The 17,301-nt window shown below is 59.3% G+C and carries 13 protein-coding genes and 1 riboswitch; of the genes, 9 read left to right on the top strand and 4 right to left on the bottom strand.

Annotated features, from left to right (window positions below; genetic code table 11):
* Positions 1-2: 2 nt before the first annotated feature.
* Complete coding sequence (gene cobW / locus GHN92_RS16640) at positions 3-1,073, bottom strand: cobalamin biosynthesis protein CobW (protein ID WP_133144690.1); 1,071 nt, start codon at positions 1,071-1,073, stop codon at positions 3-5.
* A gap of 93 nt (positions 1,074-1,166) precedes the next feature.
* A riboswitch (cobalamin riboswitch) is annotated at positions 1,167-1,348 on the bottom strand.
* 219 nt (positions 1,349-1,567) lie between these two features.
* Here cobW and GHN92_RS16635 point away from each other — a divergent pair.
* Positions 1,568-2,860: a glycosyltransferase gene (locus GHN92_RS16635; RefSeq protein WP_095019210.1), complete on the top strand. Its 1,293-nt coding sequence runs from the start codon at positions 1,568-1,570 to the stop codon at positions 2,858-2,860.
* On the opposite strand, the gene GHN92_RS16630 is transcribed toward GHN92_RS16635, so the two are convergent.
* Positions 2,861-5,122 (bottom strand): glycoside hydrolase, encoded by a 2,262-nt coding sequence (locus GHN92_RS16630; protein WP_153380609.1) that lies wholly within the window; start codon positions 5,120-5,122, stop codon positions 2,861-2,863. It abuts the gene before it with no gap.
* 192 nt (positions 5,123-5,314) lie between these two features.
* A complete protein-coding gene (cobF, locus tag GHN92_RS16625) occupies positions 5,315-6,076 on the bottom strand; it encodes a precorrin-6A synthase (deacetylating) (protein WP_133144582.1) in 762 nt (253 codons plus the stop codon).
* An 85-nt stretch (positions 6,077-6,161) separates the two neighbouring features.
* On the opposite strand from cobF, the gene GHN92_RS16620 reads away from it, so the two are divergent.
* From GHN92_RS16620 to GHN92_RS16585, 8 genes are all read left to right on the top strand, one after another.
* Positions 6,162-7,097 (top strand): AraC family transcriptional regulator, encoded by a 936-nt coding sequence (locus GHN92_RS16620; RefSeq protein WP_095000296.1) that lies wholly within the window; start codon positions 6,162-6,164, stop codon positions 7,095-7,097.
* Between the two features lie 140 nt (positions 7,098-7,237).
* Positions 7,238-8,548: a sugar ABC transporter substrate-binding protein gene (locus GHN92_RS16615; protein ID WP_095017966.1), complete on the top strand. Its 1,311-nt coding sequence runs from the start codon at positions 7,238-7,240 to the stop codon at positions 8,546-8,548.
* Between the two features lie 111 nt (positions 8,549-8,659).
* Positions 8,660-9,586 carry a carbohydrate ABC transporter permease gene (locus GHN92_RS16610; protein ID WP_095000297.1) on the top strand — a complete coding sequence of 309 codons (927 nt, stop codon included), beginning with the start codon at positions 8,660-8,662 and terminating at the stop codon, positions 9,584-9,586.
* A 7-nt stretch (positions 9,587-9,593) separates the two neighbouring features.
* A complete protein-coding gene (locus GHN92_RS16605) occupies positions 9,594-10,427 on the top strand; it encodes a carbohydrate ABC transporter permease (RefSeq protein WP_095000298.1) in 834 nt (277 codons plus the stop codon).
* Positions 10,428-10,449: 22 nt separating this feature from the next.
* Complete coding sequence (locus GHN92_RS16600; RefSeq protein ID WP_153326061.1) at positions 10,450-11,553, top strand: ABC transporter ATP-binding protein; 1,104 nt, start codon at positions 10,450-10,452, stop codon at positions 11,551-11,553.
* A 17-nt stretch (positions 11,554-11,570) separates the two neighbouring features.
* Positions 11,571-13,046: a mannitol dehydrogenase family protein gene (locus GHN92_RS16595; RefSeq protein WP_095000300.1), complete on the top strand. Its 1,476-nt coding sequence runs from the start codon at positions 11,571-11,573 to the stop codon at positions 13,044-13,046.
* Between the two features lie 132 nt (positions 13,047-13,178).
* Complete coding sequence (gene xylB, locus GHN92_RS16590; RefSeq protein ID WP_133144579.1) at positions 13,179-14,672, top strand: xylulokinase; 1,494 nt, start codon at positions 13,179-13,181, stop codon at positions 14,670-14,672.
* A gap of 5 nt (positions 14,673-14,677) precedes the next feature.
* Entirely contained in the window at positions 14,678-15,616 is a 939-nt protein-coding gene (locus tag GHN92_RS16585; RefSeq protein WP_133144578.1) for a carbohydrate kinase, read from the top strand.
* Positions 15,617-15,733: 117 nt separating this feature from the next.
* Here the strand turns inward: GHN92_RS16585 and GHN92_RS16580 are convergent, their stop codons facing one another.
* Positions 15,734-17,035, bottom strand: coding sequence for an OprD family porin (locus tag GHN92_RS16580; protein WP_133144577.1), 1,302 nt, complete (start codon positions 17,033-17,035; stop codon positions 15,734-15,736).
* Positions 17,036-17,301 lie beyond the last annotated feature (266 nt).

Here is a 17,301-nt window from a genome sequence, read left to right as displayed (position 1 = left end):
GTTTAGGCGCTCAATGCTGTACGCAGGGTGGACTCGAGCAGGGTCGCGTCCAGGTCCTGGCCGATCAGCACCAGTTTGGTGGTGCGCGCTTCGTCGCTGCCCCAGGCGCGATCAAAGTGCTTGTCAAAGCGCGTGCCCACGCCCTGGATCAGCAAGCGCATCGGTTTGCCCGGAATCGCGGCAAAGCCCTTGACCCGCAGAATGCCGTGCTTGACCACCAGTTGGCTCAGAGCATCCATCAGCGCGCGCTCCTCTGCCTGAGGCAGCTCGATAGAGATCGAGTCGAAGGCATCGTGATCGTGGTCGTCGTGGTCATCATCGCCATCGTGATGATGGTCGTGATGGCTGTGGCGGCCATCGATATGGTCTTCCGAACCCGTCTCCAGGCCCAGCAGCACGTCCAGCGGCAAGCGACCGCTGCTGGCTTCGATGATCTTGACCGCCGGTGGCAGTTCTTCAGCCACTTCGGCACGTACACGGGCAAGGTCTTCAGGGCTGATCAAGTCAACCTTGTTGAGAATCACCAGATCGGCACTGGCCAGTTGGTCAGCAAACAACTCGTGCAGCGGCGACTCGTGGTCCAGGTTAGGGTCGAGCTTGCGCTGGGCATCTACCTGATCCGGGAAGGCCGCGAAAGTGCCAGCCGCCACCGCCGGGCTGTCGACCACGGTAATCACCGCGTCAACTGTGCAGGCGCTGCGGATTTCCGGCCACTGGAAGGCTTGAACCAACGGCTTTGGCAGGGCCAGGCCCGAGGTTTCGATAAGGATATGGTCGATATCGCCACGGCGCGCCACCAGCTCACGCATCACCGGGAAGAATTCTTCCTGCACCGTGCAGCACAGGCAGCCATTGGCCAGTTCATAGACGCGTCCCTTGGCCTCTTCTTCGGTGCAGCCAATAGCGCATTGCTTGAGGATTTCGCCATCGATACCCAGTTCGCCGAATTCGTTGACGATCACTGCAATGCGACGGCCGTTGGCGTTGTCCAGCATATGACGCAGCAAGGTAGTCTTGCCCGAACCGAGAAAGCCGGTAACGATAGTGACGGGGGTTTTGGCCAGTGTTTTCATCGGATGCCCTTTGGCAAAACGGCGGGCATACGGGACGACGGCCGCAAGCAGTGCGCGGTCAGTCTTCGCCACCGGATCACCCCGCCCGGTTGAAGTAAGAATCTGTTACGAGGCAGGTCTCCTGGCTTACGGCTGATACCTACCTTGCGCCTTCCCGCCTGTGAAGCAGTGGCATTGCAAGATCAACGACCGTTTACAGTTGCGGGGGCAGCCGCGGCATACCGCGTTCCCTTCTTAGCTTCGCGCTGCGAAGAACCTCGAACGCGCAAGGCTACGCAGTGCTTTGTAACAGGTCAACACAGATACGTTTAGATACCCTGACCTATTGTGGGAGCGAGCCTGCTCGCGAACGACCTTCGCGAGCAGGCTCGCTCCCACAGGTGCAGTATTCCTGTAGCCGCTCACAAGGTAAGAGGCAGCGACCACAGGTGTTGTAGGCAACTTGTGTTCTAATTACCGCCTTTTATCAGCCACAGCGCTTCAAGGATCTGCCCATGCCGTCCACTCGCCCAACCCGCGTCCTGATTATTGGCTACGTGTGGCCCGAGCCCCGCTCTTCGGCGGCGGGCGGACACATGATGCAGATCATCGAAAGTTTCTTGCAGCAAGGCTGGCACATCACCTTCAGCAGCCCGGCAGGCATTGGCGAACACAAGGCTGATCTGGCGACATTGGGCATTGATGAAGTCAGTATCGCGCTCAATAACAGCAGCTTCGATACCTTCATCACCGAGCTGGCCCCGGATATCGTGCTGTTCGACCGCTTCATGATGGAAGAGCAGTTCGGCTGGCGCGTGGAGAAGCATTGCCCGCAGGCCCTGCGCGTACTGGAAACCTCCGACCTGCAAAGCCTGCGCGACGCCCGCCAGCAACAGCTCAAGGCGCGCCTCAAACTTGACGCCGACACTGATGATTTCAGCAGCCTGTTCGCCCCGGCACAACGGGAGACCTTCGAGCAGATGGCCGTTACCGATCTGGCGCAACGGGAGATCGCGGCGATTTATCGATGCGACTTGAACCTGATGATTTCCGAATACGAAATCGATCTGCTCGTAGAGCACTTCAAGGTGCCCCGAGCCCTGCTGCACTGGTGCCCGTTGATGGTCGACAGCGTACCTGCGCAGTTCGTACCCTTTGACCAGCGCCAGCATTTCCTGAGCATCGGCAATTTCCGTCATGCCCCCAACTGGGATGCCGTGCTCTGGATGAAAACCGCGATCTGGCCATTGATCCGTCAGCAACTGCCCACGGCGCAATTGCATGTCTATGGTGCTTACACCCCGCCCAAGGCCACTGCGCTGCACAACCCGGCACAGGGTTTTCACGTGCTCAACTGGGCCGAAGATGCGCTTGAGGTGATGAGCAATGCGCGGATCTGCATGGCCCCCCTGCGTTTTGGTGCAGGAATCAAGGGCAAAATCGCCGATGCCATGCTCTGCGGCACGCCCAACGTCACAACTCCCGTAGGCGCCGAAGGCATGCATGGCGACCTGCCGTGGGCAGGTGCCATCGAACAGAGTGCCAGTGCGATTGCTGCCGCTGCGGTGCAGCTGTATCAGAGCCCTGACGCCTGGCATCAGGCCCAGCAGCACGGAACGGCACTACTGGCGCAGCGCTATTTGCAAAGTACCCACGGCCCGGCTCTGGTCGAGTGCATCGAAGCCTGCCGCGCCGGCCTGCAACAGCATCGGCGCAACAACTTCACCGGTGCCATGCTGCGCCATCACCAGCATAAAAGTACCCAGTACATGTCGCAGTGGATCGAGGCAAAGAATCGAACGGTTTGACTAGGGCTGTGCCAGTCGCGTCGCCTTGAACATCTCGGCAATCATGATGATGCGGTCTTTTTCGCCCGGTATCTGGACGCTTGCCGACATTGGCGCAAATTGCATGGCGTCGGCACTTTGCGCCTTGTCTGGATTGAAATTGACCGTAATTCGGGTTCCATCATCAAACACCGTGCGCTGCAGGCTCCGGTCTGCACTGAGCACCTGAAAATCAACCAGTGCCTGGGTAAAAAGCCGTTGATGCAAGGGCGAAAAAACCTCGTTGTAGGCCGCGATAAAGGGCAAGTCGCGCTCCAGCACGGCGGCATTGAGGTGGTACATGGGCGGCGTCATGTACAACAGCTGCAGCAGTGCCGTGTTCTGCTGCTCATTGGAAAATTTCAACGATGGGTAGGCCCAGTGATGCGTGCTGACCAGACTGTCGTGAAGCACCATTTGGTAAAGCGGCAAGCGGTACTTCCAGGAGCGGACATAAGTTGCCAGTTGCCGTTTGATCGGAACAGTCTTGAAAAACAGTGTTGGCGTCTCCGGGGGCCAGTACTGCCCTACAAAGAAAGGTGACTGTTGATTACCGGACATGTCAGGGTCGGTCCAGTCGAATGGTTGTGTGGCAATGCCGTGGCTGTAGGCAATATTGGCTGCAAACGGAGAAACCGCCCCCTCGCTGCCCGTGACCAGCCCCAACGACTCGCCCGGGTAATCCAGGCGCCGGGCAATCACCCGGGCATTTTCACTTTCACTGGTTTCCCGGCCGGGGGTGTAGTCCGCCTGTGCAGTGACCGCAGCATCGACATCGAGAAAATAGCTGTTGAGCCCGGCAGCACCTGCCACAGCCTTGATGCGCTGGCGCGCATAGTCCTGGGCCTCCCGGGGATTGGCAAAGACGCCAATGCCATTAAACCCCTTGCTCGAAGCACCGCTCGCATCATGCTGCCCTGCACTGGCCAGGTTCGCGCCCATTTGCGCAGCGGCCCAGGTTTCCGGTTCGGCGGGTGCATGAGCGTCTGCGTAGTTGTCGTACACCGCCACCAGAAACCCGGCTTGCTTGGCCAATGCCACAGCCTGCGGGTGCCAGAATGCATCAAGCCAGTCCTTGGCACCCAGCCAGGCACGGGTGAGCCCGGCTTGTTTGAGCGCGTTGACCGTATCCACAGACAGCCCTCCTCCCCAGCGCTCGGCCGGTAACAGGTAAGGCCCGAAAGCCTCGACCAGCTGAGTTCTGGCTGCCTGCCCCCACAGCACCTCGCCAGCCGGATCATGCCCCCCGTCCAGAGGTTCCTTGGCGGGTACCGCTACAACCTGCCGCATTCCCTGGTTGATGGCACGAACCAGTTGCAGTTGATTGAACGGTGAAACCATTCGTAGCCGTGAGCGCGTACTCGACAAACTCATGTCAAATACGCTGCGGGTTTGCGGATCAAAGCTTGCCCATAAACTGGCAGCCAGATGCCCGGGGGTACGGCGCGCCCGGTCAAAAGCCGTGATAAAGCTTGCCCAGTTGAGGACGTCTGTGGTTTTCAGCGGCCCTGCGTCCCAAACGTAGATATGGGGTGCACCGCCGAGCAGGGCAGTTTGCGGCACCGCACGAATTTTATCTGTCAGTGAAACGAACTGGCCGTTGCTCTTGAGCCATTTGCGATATAGCCCTGCGCCATATAACGGTTGTGCAGGGCCGGGGGCGATGCTGATCACAAAGGGCGCATCAGGTGCAAGCCGGTTGAAGTCATGCTGCAATTGCGGCACCGCAGTGTTTTTGACTCGCTTGATACTAAACAGGGTGTCGAAGGGCGTTTCTACTATCCAGGTGACCGACAGGTCCTCGTGCAATTGAGTCCAGAACGGCATGCTCAACTCACCCAGCAACTGCCCGCCGGAGTAGCGCTTGACCAGCCAGTTAAGCCAGCCGGGGTCATTGGCCGGTATATAGCTACCCTCGCCAAAAGGAATGGCGTAGGCGCGAATGTCGGTTTGCAGGCGCGGCCAACGCAAGCTTGCAGGGCGGGACGCCTGTATCGAAACGCGCAACCTGTCGTCCTCAACCTTGATGTCGACCCGGTATTGATTCCCCTCCTGGCTAATCATCCAGCTGTCGGAAGCCAGTTCAGTGACCTCGCTGTCCTGCCTGAATGCACCGCCACTGAGCAACAAGGGCGCTTTGCCGGGCCGTAGCAAGAACACCTCAAGGGTTGCCCGGTTCACATCGAAGGTACCCTGAGCGACAGCAAAACTGGCTCTGCCAGTGGCATTGGCAGGGCCCGGCATCACAAGCCCCCATGCTGCAAAAAGCAGGACACACAACAACCCACGGTAACAACGCAAACAGGCAAGATGGGCTTTCATAGCTGACTCATGTAAACGACGCAATACAGGAGCCGAACTGTAGGCAGTTGTATCAACTTGACGCCATAATCTAATTCTACAAAACATGTACGAAAAAGACTTCGACGCAACTGCCTATTCACTCAGGCGGGTGCGCCTGCGCAGCAGATACGTGTCCATTATCCAGCCCTTGCTTGCTCGGGCAGTACTGCGGGCCTGCTTGATCTGCTCGCACACTTCGCTCAGTTTGCCCGCGATCAGAACCTCGTCCGCAGTGCCGATATAGGCGCCCCAATAGATATCGACATTTTCTTCGACAAAGGCTTCAAAGGCACAATGTGCGTCGAGCATGACCACGACATTATCCAGATCCTCGGCCACCAGCTTGCGTCCGGTGGTGATGCGGATCGGCTGGCCGATAGTGTTGAGCGCAATGCGATGGCGGGCGACAAGGGCCTGCACACTGCTGATACCGGGGATCACCTCATGCTCGAAGTCGCTGCAGCCCCCGGCCCGGACACGGTCGAGAATACGCAAGGTGCTGTCATACAGCCCCGGGTCGCCCCACAACAGAAAAGCCCCGCATTCGCCATCGGCCAGTTGGTCTTCGATCAAGTGGGTAAACACTTCGGCCCGCTGTTGGTGCCAATCCTCGACGCCATCGGTGTAGCACGCCGTTGAGCTGTCACGCTGCGGGTCGTTGACCTGCACCACACGGTAGCCCGGCTCACGGATATAGCGCTGGCAGATCTGCAGGCGCATGCGCACCAGGTCTTCGGTGGCCTGGCCCTTGTCGAGCACAAACAGCACATTGGCGCGATTCAGCGCGTTGATCCCCTGGACGGTGATGTGCTCCGGGTCTCCGGCGCCGATACCGATCAACAACAGTGTTTTCATCCTGTAATACCCTCAAATCTGACTGGACTTAACCGCAGGAACCGGCATGATCCACGCCATAACAAGACTGACGACGGCCCAGCCCATGACCCGCCCCGCCCGCGCCACAGACCCGTCCTACGAACTGATGGACGACCACAATGGCCTGTCGATCATCTATCGCCAGCATGGCTTCCCCTGTCCGCTGGTGCGCTGGCACTTCCATAAGGAATACGAGTTGCATCTGATCGTTGCCAGCAGCGGCAAGGTGTTTGTGGGCGACTATATCGGTAATTTCCACCCCGAAACATTATTCCTCACCGGGCCCAACCTGCCTCATAACTGGATCAGCCAGGTGGCCGGTGACGAGGTGGTACCCACCCGCGACATGCTGGTCAACTTCACCGATGAACTGCTTGAGGGCGCCGCCTCGGTACTCACCGAACTCAAGTCCCTCACGCCAATGCTTGAACGGGCGCGCCATGGGATCGAGTTCCGCTGTAAAGCCACGATCCGCAAGGCTATGGACCTGATGCAGGCAATTGCCGGCTCCAGCGGCATCACCCGGCTTGGCCATTTCCTGATCCTGCTGGAACTGCTGGCCGGCTGTGATGACTACCAGCTGCTGTCTGGGGTCACCGCCGGAAATCTGGCCGACGAGCAGACCATCGACCGCACCAACCGGGCTGTCGACTATATCTTCAGCCACTACACCCGCGAGCTGCCGCTAGAAGAAGTCGCCGACTACATGGGCATGAAGCCCACCTATTTTTCCCGCGTATTCAAGCAAGCCACAGGGCGCTGCTTCATCGAGTTCGTCAATCGGCTACGCATCAGCAAGTCCTGCGAGTTACTGGCCGATGGTCAAAAGCCCGTCACAGATGTGTGTTTCGAGTCAGGTTTCAACAATATTTCCAACTTCAACCGTCGCTTTCAGCAACTCAAAGGAATGACCCCGTCACACTATCGTCGCCTGGCGGTGCAGCGTTTGACCGAGCAAAACCAGCGTGCGCCGGGTGAACGCCTGCGCAGTGCAAAATAGTATCGATTGATGTGCTTCCTGTGATTTGTCACGCCGGTGATTGAGGGCTGTAATCGGCCCAGGCGCTTGCCCCGTGCGAGCCGCTATAAAAACAATAACCGTCCTTCAAAAGCCGCCAGGCCGCTGAAGTGGAGTGCTCAATGAATATCCCTGTCAAAGCGTTATGTGTCGCCACGTGCATGACCCTGAGCGGCATCAGTTCAGGCGCGCAAACCCTGACCATCGCCACGGTCAACAACAGCGACATGATCCGCATGCAAAAGCTGGCGAAAACCTTCGAGAGCGAGCACCCCGAGATCAAGCTCAACTGGGTGGTGCTGGAAGAAAACGTATTGCGCCAGCGCCTGACCACGGACATTGCCACCCAGGGCGGACAATTTGACGTGCTGACCATCGGCATGTACGAAGCCGCACTCTGGGGTGCCAAGGGCTGGCTTGAGCCCATGACCGATCTGCCCGCCACCTATGCCATCGACGATGTGTTCCCGTCGGTTCGCGACGGCCTGTCCGTCAAGGGCACGCTCTATGCCCTGCCGTTTTATGCCGAAAGCTCGATGACCTATTACCGTACCGACCTGTTCAAGGATGCCGGGCTGAGCATGCCCGAGCATCCCACCTGGGAGCAGATCGCCGGCTTTGCCCGCACCCTCAACAAACCTGACCAGGAACAATACGGCATCTGCCTGCGCGGCAAGGCGGGCTGGGGTGAAAACATGGCGCTGATCAGCACCATCGCCAACGCCTACGGCGCGCGCTGGTTCAATGAACAATGGCAACCGGAGTTCAACGGGGCCGAGTGGCAAAATGCCTTGAATTTTTATGTCGGCACACTGAAAGCCTCAGGCCCGCCGGGTGCGACCAGCAATGGTTTCAACGAAAACCTGGCGCTGTTCAACAGCGGCAAATGTGCGATCTGGGTCGATGCCAGTGTTGCTGGCTCGTTTGTCACCGACAGTAGCCAGAGCAAGGTCGCCGAGCATGTCGGCTTTACCTTCGCCCCCCATGCTGTGACCGATAAAGGCAGTGCCTGGCTGTACTCCTGGGCACTGGCCATACCCACCAGTTCCAAAGCCAAGGACGCCGCCAGGACATTCAGCACCTGGGCCACGTCCAAAGAATACGGTGCTTTGGTGGCGGAAAAAGACGGCATTGCCAATGTACCCCCGGGCACCCGGGCCTCGACCTACACCGAGGCGTACCTGAAAGCTGCACCCTTTGCCAGGGTCACCCTCGAGTCCTTGAAAGTTGCCAACCCTCAGGACCCGACCCTCAAGCCCGTCCCTTATGTGGGTATCCAGTTGGTCACCATTCCGGAGTTCCAGGCGGTGGGCACCCAGGTTGGCAAGCTGTTCAGTGCCGCGCTGATTGGCCAGACCACCGTGGACCAGGCACTGGCCGCGGCCCAGCAGAGCACCGAGCGCGAAATGAAGCGGGCGGGTTACCCCAAGTAGCACTGCCAACACCAAACTCTGGTCTGTGGGAGCGAGCCTTCTCGCGAATACCGCGTCGACTCCTTCACGAGGAGGCTCGCTCCCACGCAAAGCAATTCAGGTGTATTGACGATGACGACTTCGACTGTTATTGCCGCGCTCGACGCCCCGCCAACGGGGCGGCGTCCGCGCCTGTTCAATCCCGGCTGGTTTCTGGTAACGCCCTCTGTGGCGCTTCTGTTGCTGTGGATGATCGTGCCACTGGGGATGACCCTGTACTTTTCACTGATCCGCTACAACCTGCTCTATCCCGGCGAAAACCAGTTCGTGGGGCTGGAGAACTTCACCTACTTCCTCACCGATTCGGGCTTCCTGCCCGGCGCAACCAACACTTTGCTGCTGGTTGGCAGTGTGCTGCTGATCAGCGTGGTGCTCGGCGTACTGATCAGCGCCCTGCTCGAAGCCAGCGAATTCATGGGCCGCGGCATCGTAAGGGTGCTGTTGATCTCGCCGTTTTTCATCATGCCGACCGTGGGCGCGCTGATCTGGAAAAATCTGATTTTCCATCCGGTATCCGGCGTCCTGGCCGCCGTGTGGAAGTTGTTTGGCGCCCAGCCGGTGGACTGGCTGGCGCACTACCCGCTGCTGTCGATCATCATCATTGTGTCGTGGCAATGGCTGCCCTTCGCGATCCTGATTCTGATGACCGCCATGCAGTCTCTGGACCAGGAACAAAAAGAAGCCGCGCGCCTGGACGGTGCCGGCCCCATCGCGATTTTCTGGCACCTGACCTTGCCCCATCTGGCGCGCCCCATTGCCGTCGTAGTGATGATCGAGACCATCTTTCTGTTGTCGGTGTTCGCCGAAATCTTTACCACCACCAACGGCGGCCCGGGCTATGCATCCACCAACCTCGCGTACCTGATCTACAACCAGGCGCTGGTGCAGTTCGACGTGGGCATGGCCTCGGCCGGCGGTTTGATCGCCGTGGTCATCGCCAATATTGCCGCCATCATTCTGGTGCGCATGCTCGGCAAAAACCTGACAGACAAGCCGTGAGGGCTCAGTGATGACACTTCAACAATCGCGCCGCCTGCAAAGCCTGCTGCTGGGCACCCTGGCCTGGGCCATCGCCATCCTGATCTTTTTCCCGATCTTCTGGATGCTCCTGACCAGTTTTAAAACCGAACTCGACGCCTTTGCCACGCCGCCCCAGTTCATTTTCACGCCCACGCTGGAGAACTACCTGCATATCGAACAGCGCAGCGGTTACTTTCACTTCGCCTGGAACTCGGTGGTGATCTCGTTCACTGCCACGGCCCTGTGCATGCTGATCGCTATCCCGGCGGCCTACTCGATGGCGTTCTACGAAACCAAGCGCACCAAGGGCACGCTGCTGTGGATGCTCTCCACCAAGATGCTGCCGCCAGTGGGTGTACTGATGCCCATCTACCTGCTGGCCAAGAGCTTTGGCCTGCTGGATACACGGGCGGCACTGATCATCATCTATACCCTGATCAACCTGCCGATCGTGGTGTGGATGATTTACACCTACTTCAAGGATATTCCCAAAGACATCCTCGAAGCCGCACGGCTGGACGGCGCCACGCTGTGGCAGGAGGTGGTGCGCGTATTGCTGCCGATCAGCAAGGGCGGCCTGGCTTCAACCCTGCTGCTGTCGCTGATCCTGTGCTGGAACGAAGCGTTCTGGTCACTGAACCTGACCTCTTCCAGCGCCGCGCCTCTGACTGCACTGATCGCGTCCTACTCCAGCCCCGAGGGCCTGTTCTGGGCCAAGTTGTCGGCCGTTTCGACCCTGGCCTGCGCACCGATCCTGATTTTTGGCTGGATCAGCCAGAAGCAACTGGTGCGCGGTTTGTCCTTCGGCGCAGTCAAATAAAAATACTGATTGGAGGCCCACTATGGCCAACCTGAGAATCAACAATCTGCACAAGGGCTTTGAAGGTTTCTCGATCATCAAAGGCATTGATCTTGAGGTCAACGACCGTGAGTTCGTGGTATTTGTCGGGCCGTCGGGCTGCGGTAAATCCACACTGCTGCGCCTGATTGCCGGGCTTGAGGAAGTGACGGACGGCACCATCGAGCTGGACGGGCGCGATATCACTCAAGTCAGCCCGGCCAAGCGCGATCTGGCCATGGTATTTCAGACCTACGCTCTGTACCCGCATATGAGCGTGCGCAAAAATATGTCGTTTGCCCTCGACCTGGCAGGCGTGCCCAAGGCCGAAGTGGCAAAAAAGGTCAACGAAGCCGCCCGCATTCTGGAACTGGCACCCTTACTTGAGCGCAAGCCCAAACACCTGTCCGGTGGTCAGCGTCAGCGCGTGGCCATTGGCCGGGCGATTGTTCGCAACCCCAAGATCTTCCTGTTTGATGAGCCGTTGTCCAACCTCGATGCCGCGCTGCGGGTGCAAATGCGTCTGGAACTGGCACGCCTGCATCAGGAACTGCAAGCAACCATGATCTACGTGACCCACGATCAGGTCGAAGCCATGACCCTGGCCGACAAGGTGGTGGTGCTCAATGGCGGCAGGATCGAACAGGTTGGCTCACCGCTGGAGCTGTATCACCACCCCGCCAACCTGTTTGTTGCAGGCTTTCTCGGCACACCGAAAATGGGCTTTTTGAAAGGCCGGATCAGCCGCGTTGACAGCCAGGGTTGCGAAGTCGAGCTGGACGCTGGCGCCCGTATCCAGTTACCCCTGAGCAGCCCTGCGCTGAGCCTGGGCAGCCCGGTCACCCTGGGCATTCGTCCGGAGCACCTGAACCTGGCCAAACCCGGTGAGTGCACCCTGAGCGTGACTGCCGATGTCGGCGAGCGCTTGGGCAGCGACACCTATTGCCACGTCAATACTGCCTGCGGTGAACCGCTGACCATGCGCGTGCGCGGTGATATGGCCAGCCGCTATGGCGAGCAGTTGCAGTTGCACCTGGACAGTGAACATTGCCATTTATTCGATGCCGGGGGCCTGGCCCTGACCCGTCCATTGCGCGCAGCTGCCTGAACCCACGAGATTGCCCCATGAAACTCAATCGCCGAAACCTCGACACCCTTACCAACCTGGTGGCCAAACCCACCTACCTTGGCAGCGATACCCGGCAGGGCATTGCCCACATCGGCGTGGGCGGATTTCATCGCGCCCACCAGGCGTACTACACCGATGCCCTGATGAACCGGGGCCAGGATCTGGACTGGAGCATCTGCGGCATCGGTCTGCGGGGCGAAGACCGCAAGGTGCGCGACGCTCTGGCCGGTCAAGACTACCTCTATACCCTGTTCGAACTGGGCGACAGCGACGACACCCAAAGCCGCATCATCGGCTCTATCAGCGGCATGCTGCTGGCCGAAGACGGCATCAATGCACTGATCGACAAGCTGGCCAGCCCGGCCATTCGCATCGTTTCGCTGACCATCACCGAGGGCGGCTATTGCATCGATGACAGCAGCGGCGAATTTATGTCTGCACTGCCACAGATCCAGCACGACCTCACCCACCCCGAAGCACCGACAACCGTGTTTGGTGTGCTATGCGCCGCCCTGGCCCGACGCCAGGCCAGCGGTATCCGGGGCTTTACCCTGATGTCCTGCGATAACCTGCCCCACAACGGCGCTGTCGCGCGCAAGGCCCTGCTGGCTTTTGCCGCGCTGCGCGGTGCTGAACTACATGATTGGATCGCTGCCAATGTCAGCTTTCCAAATGCCATGGTGGATCGCATCACGCCCATGACCAGTAACGCCCATCGTTTGCAACTGCATGACCAACTGGGTATAGACGACGCCTGGCCGGTGGTCTGCGAGCCGTTTATCCAGTGGGTACTCGAAGACAAATTTGCCTGCGGCCGCCCGGCATGGGAAACCGTGGGCGTACAGCTCACCGACGACGTCACGCCTTATGAAGAGATGAAAATCAAACTGCTCAATGGCAGTCATCTGGCATTGACGTACCTGGGGTTCCTCAAGGGCTATCGGTTTGTTCACGAAACCATGGGCGATCCCCTGTTCGTGACGTATATGCGTGCCTACATGGATCAGGACGTAACGCCGCAACTGGCGCCGGTGCCCGGCATTGACCTGACGGCCTACAAGAACACCCTGGTGGAACGCTTTTCCAATCAGGCCATTGCCGACCAGTTGGAGCGCGTGTGCTCGGATGGCTCGTCGAAGCTTCCCAAGTTCACCGTGCCTGCCATCAACCGGCTGATCAGCGATGGTGGCGAGTTGAAACGTGCGGCACTGGTGGTTGCAGCCTGGGCGCTGTATCTCAAGGGAGTTGATGAAAATGGGCTGCACTATGCCATTCCCGACCCGCGAGCGGAGTTTTGTCAGGCCCTGGTGGCGGATGATGAGTTGATCGTGCAGCGATTATTGAGCGTTGAAGAGATCTTTGGCGGCGCCATTCCCCGGTCTGCCGAGTTTGTGGCTGCGTTCGAGTGGTGCCTGAACAGCTTGCGTGATGTCGGGGTGAGCAAAACCCTGGAAAATCTGCTTCATCTTTGAAGCCCACCCAGCCCTCTCTGGCAGAGGGTGCTGAATTGAGCAGTCGCAAGTGCACCGTTATCCCCGATCAGTCCCTTATCCCTGCGAAAAGGGTCTGTTAGAGGCTTTTGATCTGGCTAAGAGCAGGTTCCCATGAGCACAACCCACTTATACCTGGGCATCGATTGCGGCACCCAGGGCACCAAGGCCCTGATCCTCGACAGCGAGTCCGGCCAGGTGCTCGGGCTGGGCAGCGCCCCACACACGTTAATCCAGGGCGCACAGGGGCGGCGCGAGCAGGATCCCGGGCAATGGCTGGATGCATTGCAACACGCCACCCGCCAGGCCCTGACCCAAGCCGGCATCAGCGGCCAGCAGATTCAGGGCATAGGCGTGTCCGCACAACAACACGGGCTGGTGCTGCTCGATAGCCAAGGCGATGTATTGCGCCCGGCCAAACTGTGGTGTGACACCGAGTCAACTGGCGAAAACAACCAACTGTTAGAATGGCTGGGCGGCGAAACCGGCTCCCTGGAGCGGCTGGGCCTGGTGATCGCGCCAGGCTACACGGTCTCCAAGCTGCTCTGGACAAAACACCATCATCCTCAGATTTTGGCACGCACTGCCCATATCCTGTTACCCCATGACTACCTGAATTTCTGGCTGACCGGACGCTGCTGCAGCGAATACGGTGATGCGTCCGGCACCGGTTATTTCAACGTGCGCACTCGCCAGTGGGATCGCGAACTGTTGCATCATATCGATCCCGACGGCCATCTGGAGCAGGCGCTGCCCGAGCTGATCGAGCCCCGCCAACCGGTCGGGCGTATCCGCCCGCTTATCGCGCAGTTGCTGGGACTGAACCCCGATGCCGTGGTTTCCAGCGGGGGCGGCGACAATATGATGGCAGCCATTGGCACCGGCAATATCGAACCCGGAATCATCACCATGAGCCTGGGCTCGTCGGGTACGGTGTATGCCTTTGACCCGCAGCCACAGGCCCGCCCTGAGGCCTCAGTGGCCAACTTCTGCTCGAGCACCGGCGGCTGGCTGCCGCTGATCTGTACCCTGAACCTGACCAATGTCACCGGTGCCGTGCGCGAGCTGTTCGGCTTGTCTCTGGAGGGTTTCAACCATATGGCCAGGCAGGCACCCGCAGGCGCAGAGGGCGTCAGTCTGCTGCCCTTCCTCAACGGCGAGCGGGTGCCTGCCCTGCCCGATGCCACCGGAAATTTTCAGGGCCTTACACTGACCAACATGACCCAGGCCAATCTGTGCCGCGCAGCCATTGAAGGCACCACCTATGGCTTGCGCTACGGCCTCGATCTGCTGCGCCGCAACGGCCTGCAAAGCCACGTCATCCGCCTGGTAGGCGGCGGTTCAAAAAGCCCCCTGTGGCGCCAGTTAGTGGCCGATATCATGGCCACCCCGGTAGTCTGCCCTGAGCAGAGCGAAGCAGCCGCACTGGGGGCTGCAATTCAGGCTGCCTGGTGTGTGGCTGCTGACTCACCGACACTGGCTGATCTGTGCCGGCGTTGCGTGCGCCTGGATCCTGCGGGTGAAACCCGGCCCGAGGCCGATAACGTCCGGGCCTACGAGCACTTCTATCAACGCTACCGACTACAGGTCGCAGCCTTAACCGAGTAAATGTTATGTATCTGGTATGCGGAGAAGCCTTATTCGATTTTTTTGCCCGGTCGCCTGAGAGTACGCCGACGGGCCAGGTGGACTTCAAGGCCATTGCTGGCGGCTCACCCTTCAACGTGGCGGTGGGCCTGCGCCGCCTGGGCGTCGACACGGCACTGTTTGCCGGGCTGTCGACCGACTACCTGGGCCAGCGGCTGAAACAGGTGCTGGTGAATGAAGGCGTGAGCACGCGATACCTGCATGATCTGGACGCGCCCACCACGCTGGCCATGGTCGCGCTGGATGCCAACGGCTCGCCCGCCTACAGCTTTCGCGGTGAAGGCTGCGCCGACCGGCAATTGCACGCCCATCACCTGCCGCTGCTGGGGCCCGAGGTGCGGGGTGTGCATGTGGGGTCTTTTTCGTTGGTGGTGCAGCCGGTGGGCGATACGTTGCTGGCACTGGTCAAGCGCGAGAGCGGGCAACGGCTGATCAGCCTTGACCCCAATGTGCGCCTTAATCCAGAGCCGGACATCGAACGCTGGCGTCAGCGGATCAAGGAACTGATCCCCTATGCCGATGTGATCAAGGTCAGCGATGAAGACCTGGAGCTGCTGTACCCGGGACAGGACGCGCAGCAGATCGCCCGGTCATGGCTCAACCATCGTTGCCAACTGGTGTTTTTAACCCGGGGCAGCCAGGGCGCCAGTGTGTTCAGTCGCGAACATGGCCAGCGTTCGGTGCCCGCCAGCCTGGTGGATGTAGCCGATACCGTGGGCGCGGGGGATACCTTCCAGGCCGCAGTGATTGCATGGTTGACCGGGCATGGGCTGGACTCGATCAAAGGCATACAGGGCCTGAGTGCGGTGCAACTGGACGCCCTGCTCGACTTCGCCAGCCGTGCCGCAGCCCTGACCTGCAGTAAAACCGGCCCGGACCTGCCCTACCGCGAACAGCTGCTATAACCGTTGTAGCCGCAGAGGAGCGAACGAGGCAGCGATAAGGGCCGCAGGACCTTCAATATTTCAGGGTCGCTGCGCAACCCATCGCCGCCTCGCTTCGCTCCTCAGCGGCTACAGCCCTTACCAGATCGACAGGTTATAGCTGACGATCAAACGGGTCTCATCCACGTCACGGGCAAACTGGGAGTAGTTGGTGCGGTAGGTGGCATTACGCAAGCGCAGGCTGACGTCCTTGAACGTACCGCTTTGCACGATGTATTTCAGCTCGCTGTCACGCTCCCACTCCTTGCCCTCTTCGCTGCTGCCCACCACCTTGATATGGTCGCCGTTGACATAACGGGCCAGGAACGACAGACCGTCGATGCCGATGGCCTTGAAGTCGTAGTCGTAACGCAGTTGCCAGGAACGCTCCTGAGCGTTGGCAAAGTCGTTGACCTGCAGGTAGTTGACCAGATACGGGTTGCTGCCATCCAGGTACGGCATTGAAGTATCGCCGTTCATGCGCTGCCAGCCAGCACTGATCTTGTGCCCGCCCAGTGCATAGCCGAGCATGGCGCCCAATGCGCGGTTGTCGATAGTGCCAGCTTTGGCCGAACCCGAGTCATCACTTTTCAGCAAGCGCACATCGGCGGACAACACACCCGGACCGACCGGTTGATTGGCCTGCAAACCGACAAACTGCTGGCGATAGATATCCTGCAATTCACCGTAGTGGTATTGCGCAGTCAGATGCTCGTTAACCTTGTAGTCCAGACCATACATGCTGAAGTGATCAGCGGTGATATTGCAGCCATAACGCTTGTTTTTGCAGTTCAGGCGCAGGTCCTGGGAGTCGGTGGAGTCCCGGGCGGTATAACGGTCAAGGCGCGAGGCCATGAACTTGAGATCCCTGATTTCCTGGGATACCAGCATGGCGCCATTGAACATGTTTGGCAGTAAACGGCCATCATTGTATTTGAGCAACGGCAGATCAGGCAGCAGCGCGCCGTATTTGAGCACGGTGTCGGATACGCGCATTTTTGCTGTCAGGCCAAATTTGGCGTACTGATCCTTGGAACGACGCGGGTCGCTGCCGGTCGAAGGCAGCAGGCCACTATTGCTGTCGGCCGGGCTGGAATCCAGCTTCAGGCCCAGCATGCCCAGTGCATCCAGGCCAAAACCGACGGTGCCCTCGGTATAGCCCGATTGCAGATTGAGGATAAACCCTTGCGCCGTTTCATCGCGCTTGGAGGCGCCCTGGGGGTTTGAGCTGCTACCATCGCGAAAATCGCGATTGAAGTACACCGTACGTGCTTCCAGTCTGGCGCTGCTGTCTTCAAAAAAGCCGCCGGCCTGTGACGGTGCGGCAAAGCCGGCACACACTGCCAGCGCGCCCAAGTGTGCTACCCGGCGATGCGCCAACAATGAAAAAGGATGAACCATGTACAAGCTCCAGCAGCCAATCATTGGCAGGGTGAAAACGACCGAAGACACGCTCGGATACAAAGTGAGCGTCCTCAATCAAAAAAAGGGGCGCAATTGTACGAAAGGCTAAGCTGGAGCCTCATTCGACCTTAGTCGCACGGTCAAGACCGGGCTTTGCAGCAAGGCTGACAGCCTTGTACCGGTATGCGGCCTTAAACAGACCGACTTACAGATTCAAATTCAGGACCTACCATGCCAATCAAGAGTTCAAGGCGCCACCAACG

It is taken from the genome of Pseudomonas sp. FSL R10-2964 (genome assembly GCF_009600035.1).
Classification (GTDB): domain Bacteria; phylum Pseudomonadota; class Gammaproteobacteria; order Pseudomonadales; family Pseudomonadaceae; genus Aquipseudomonas; species Aquipseudomonas bubulae.
This window is presented reverse-complemented; position numbering and strand designations above follow the sequence as displayed.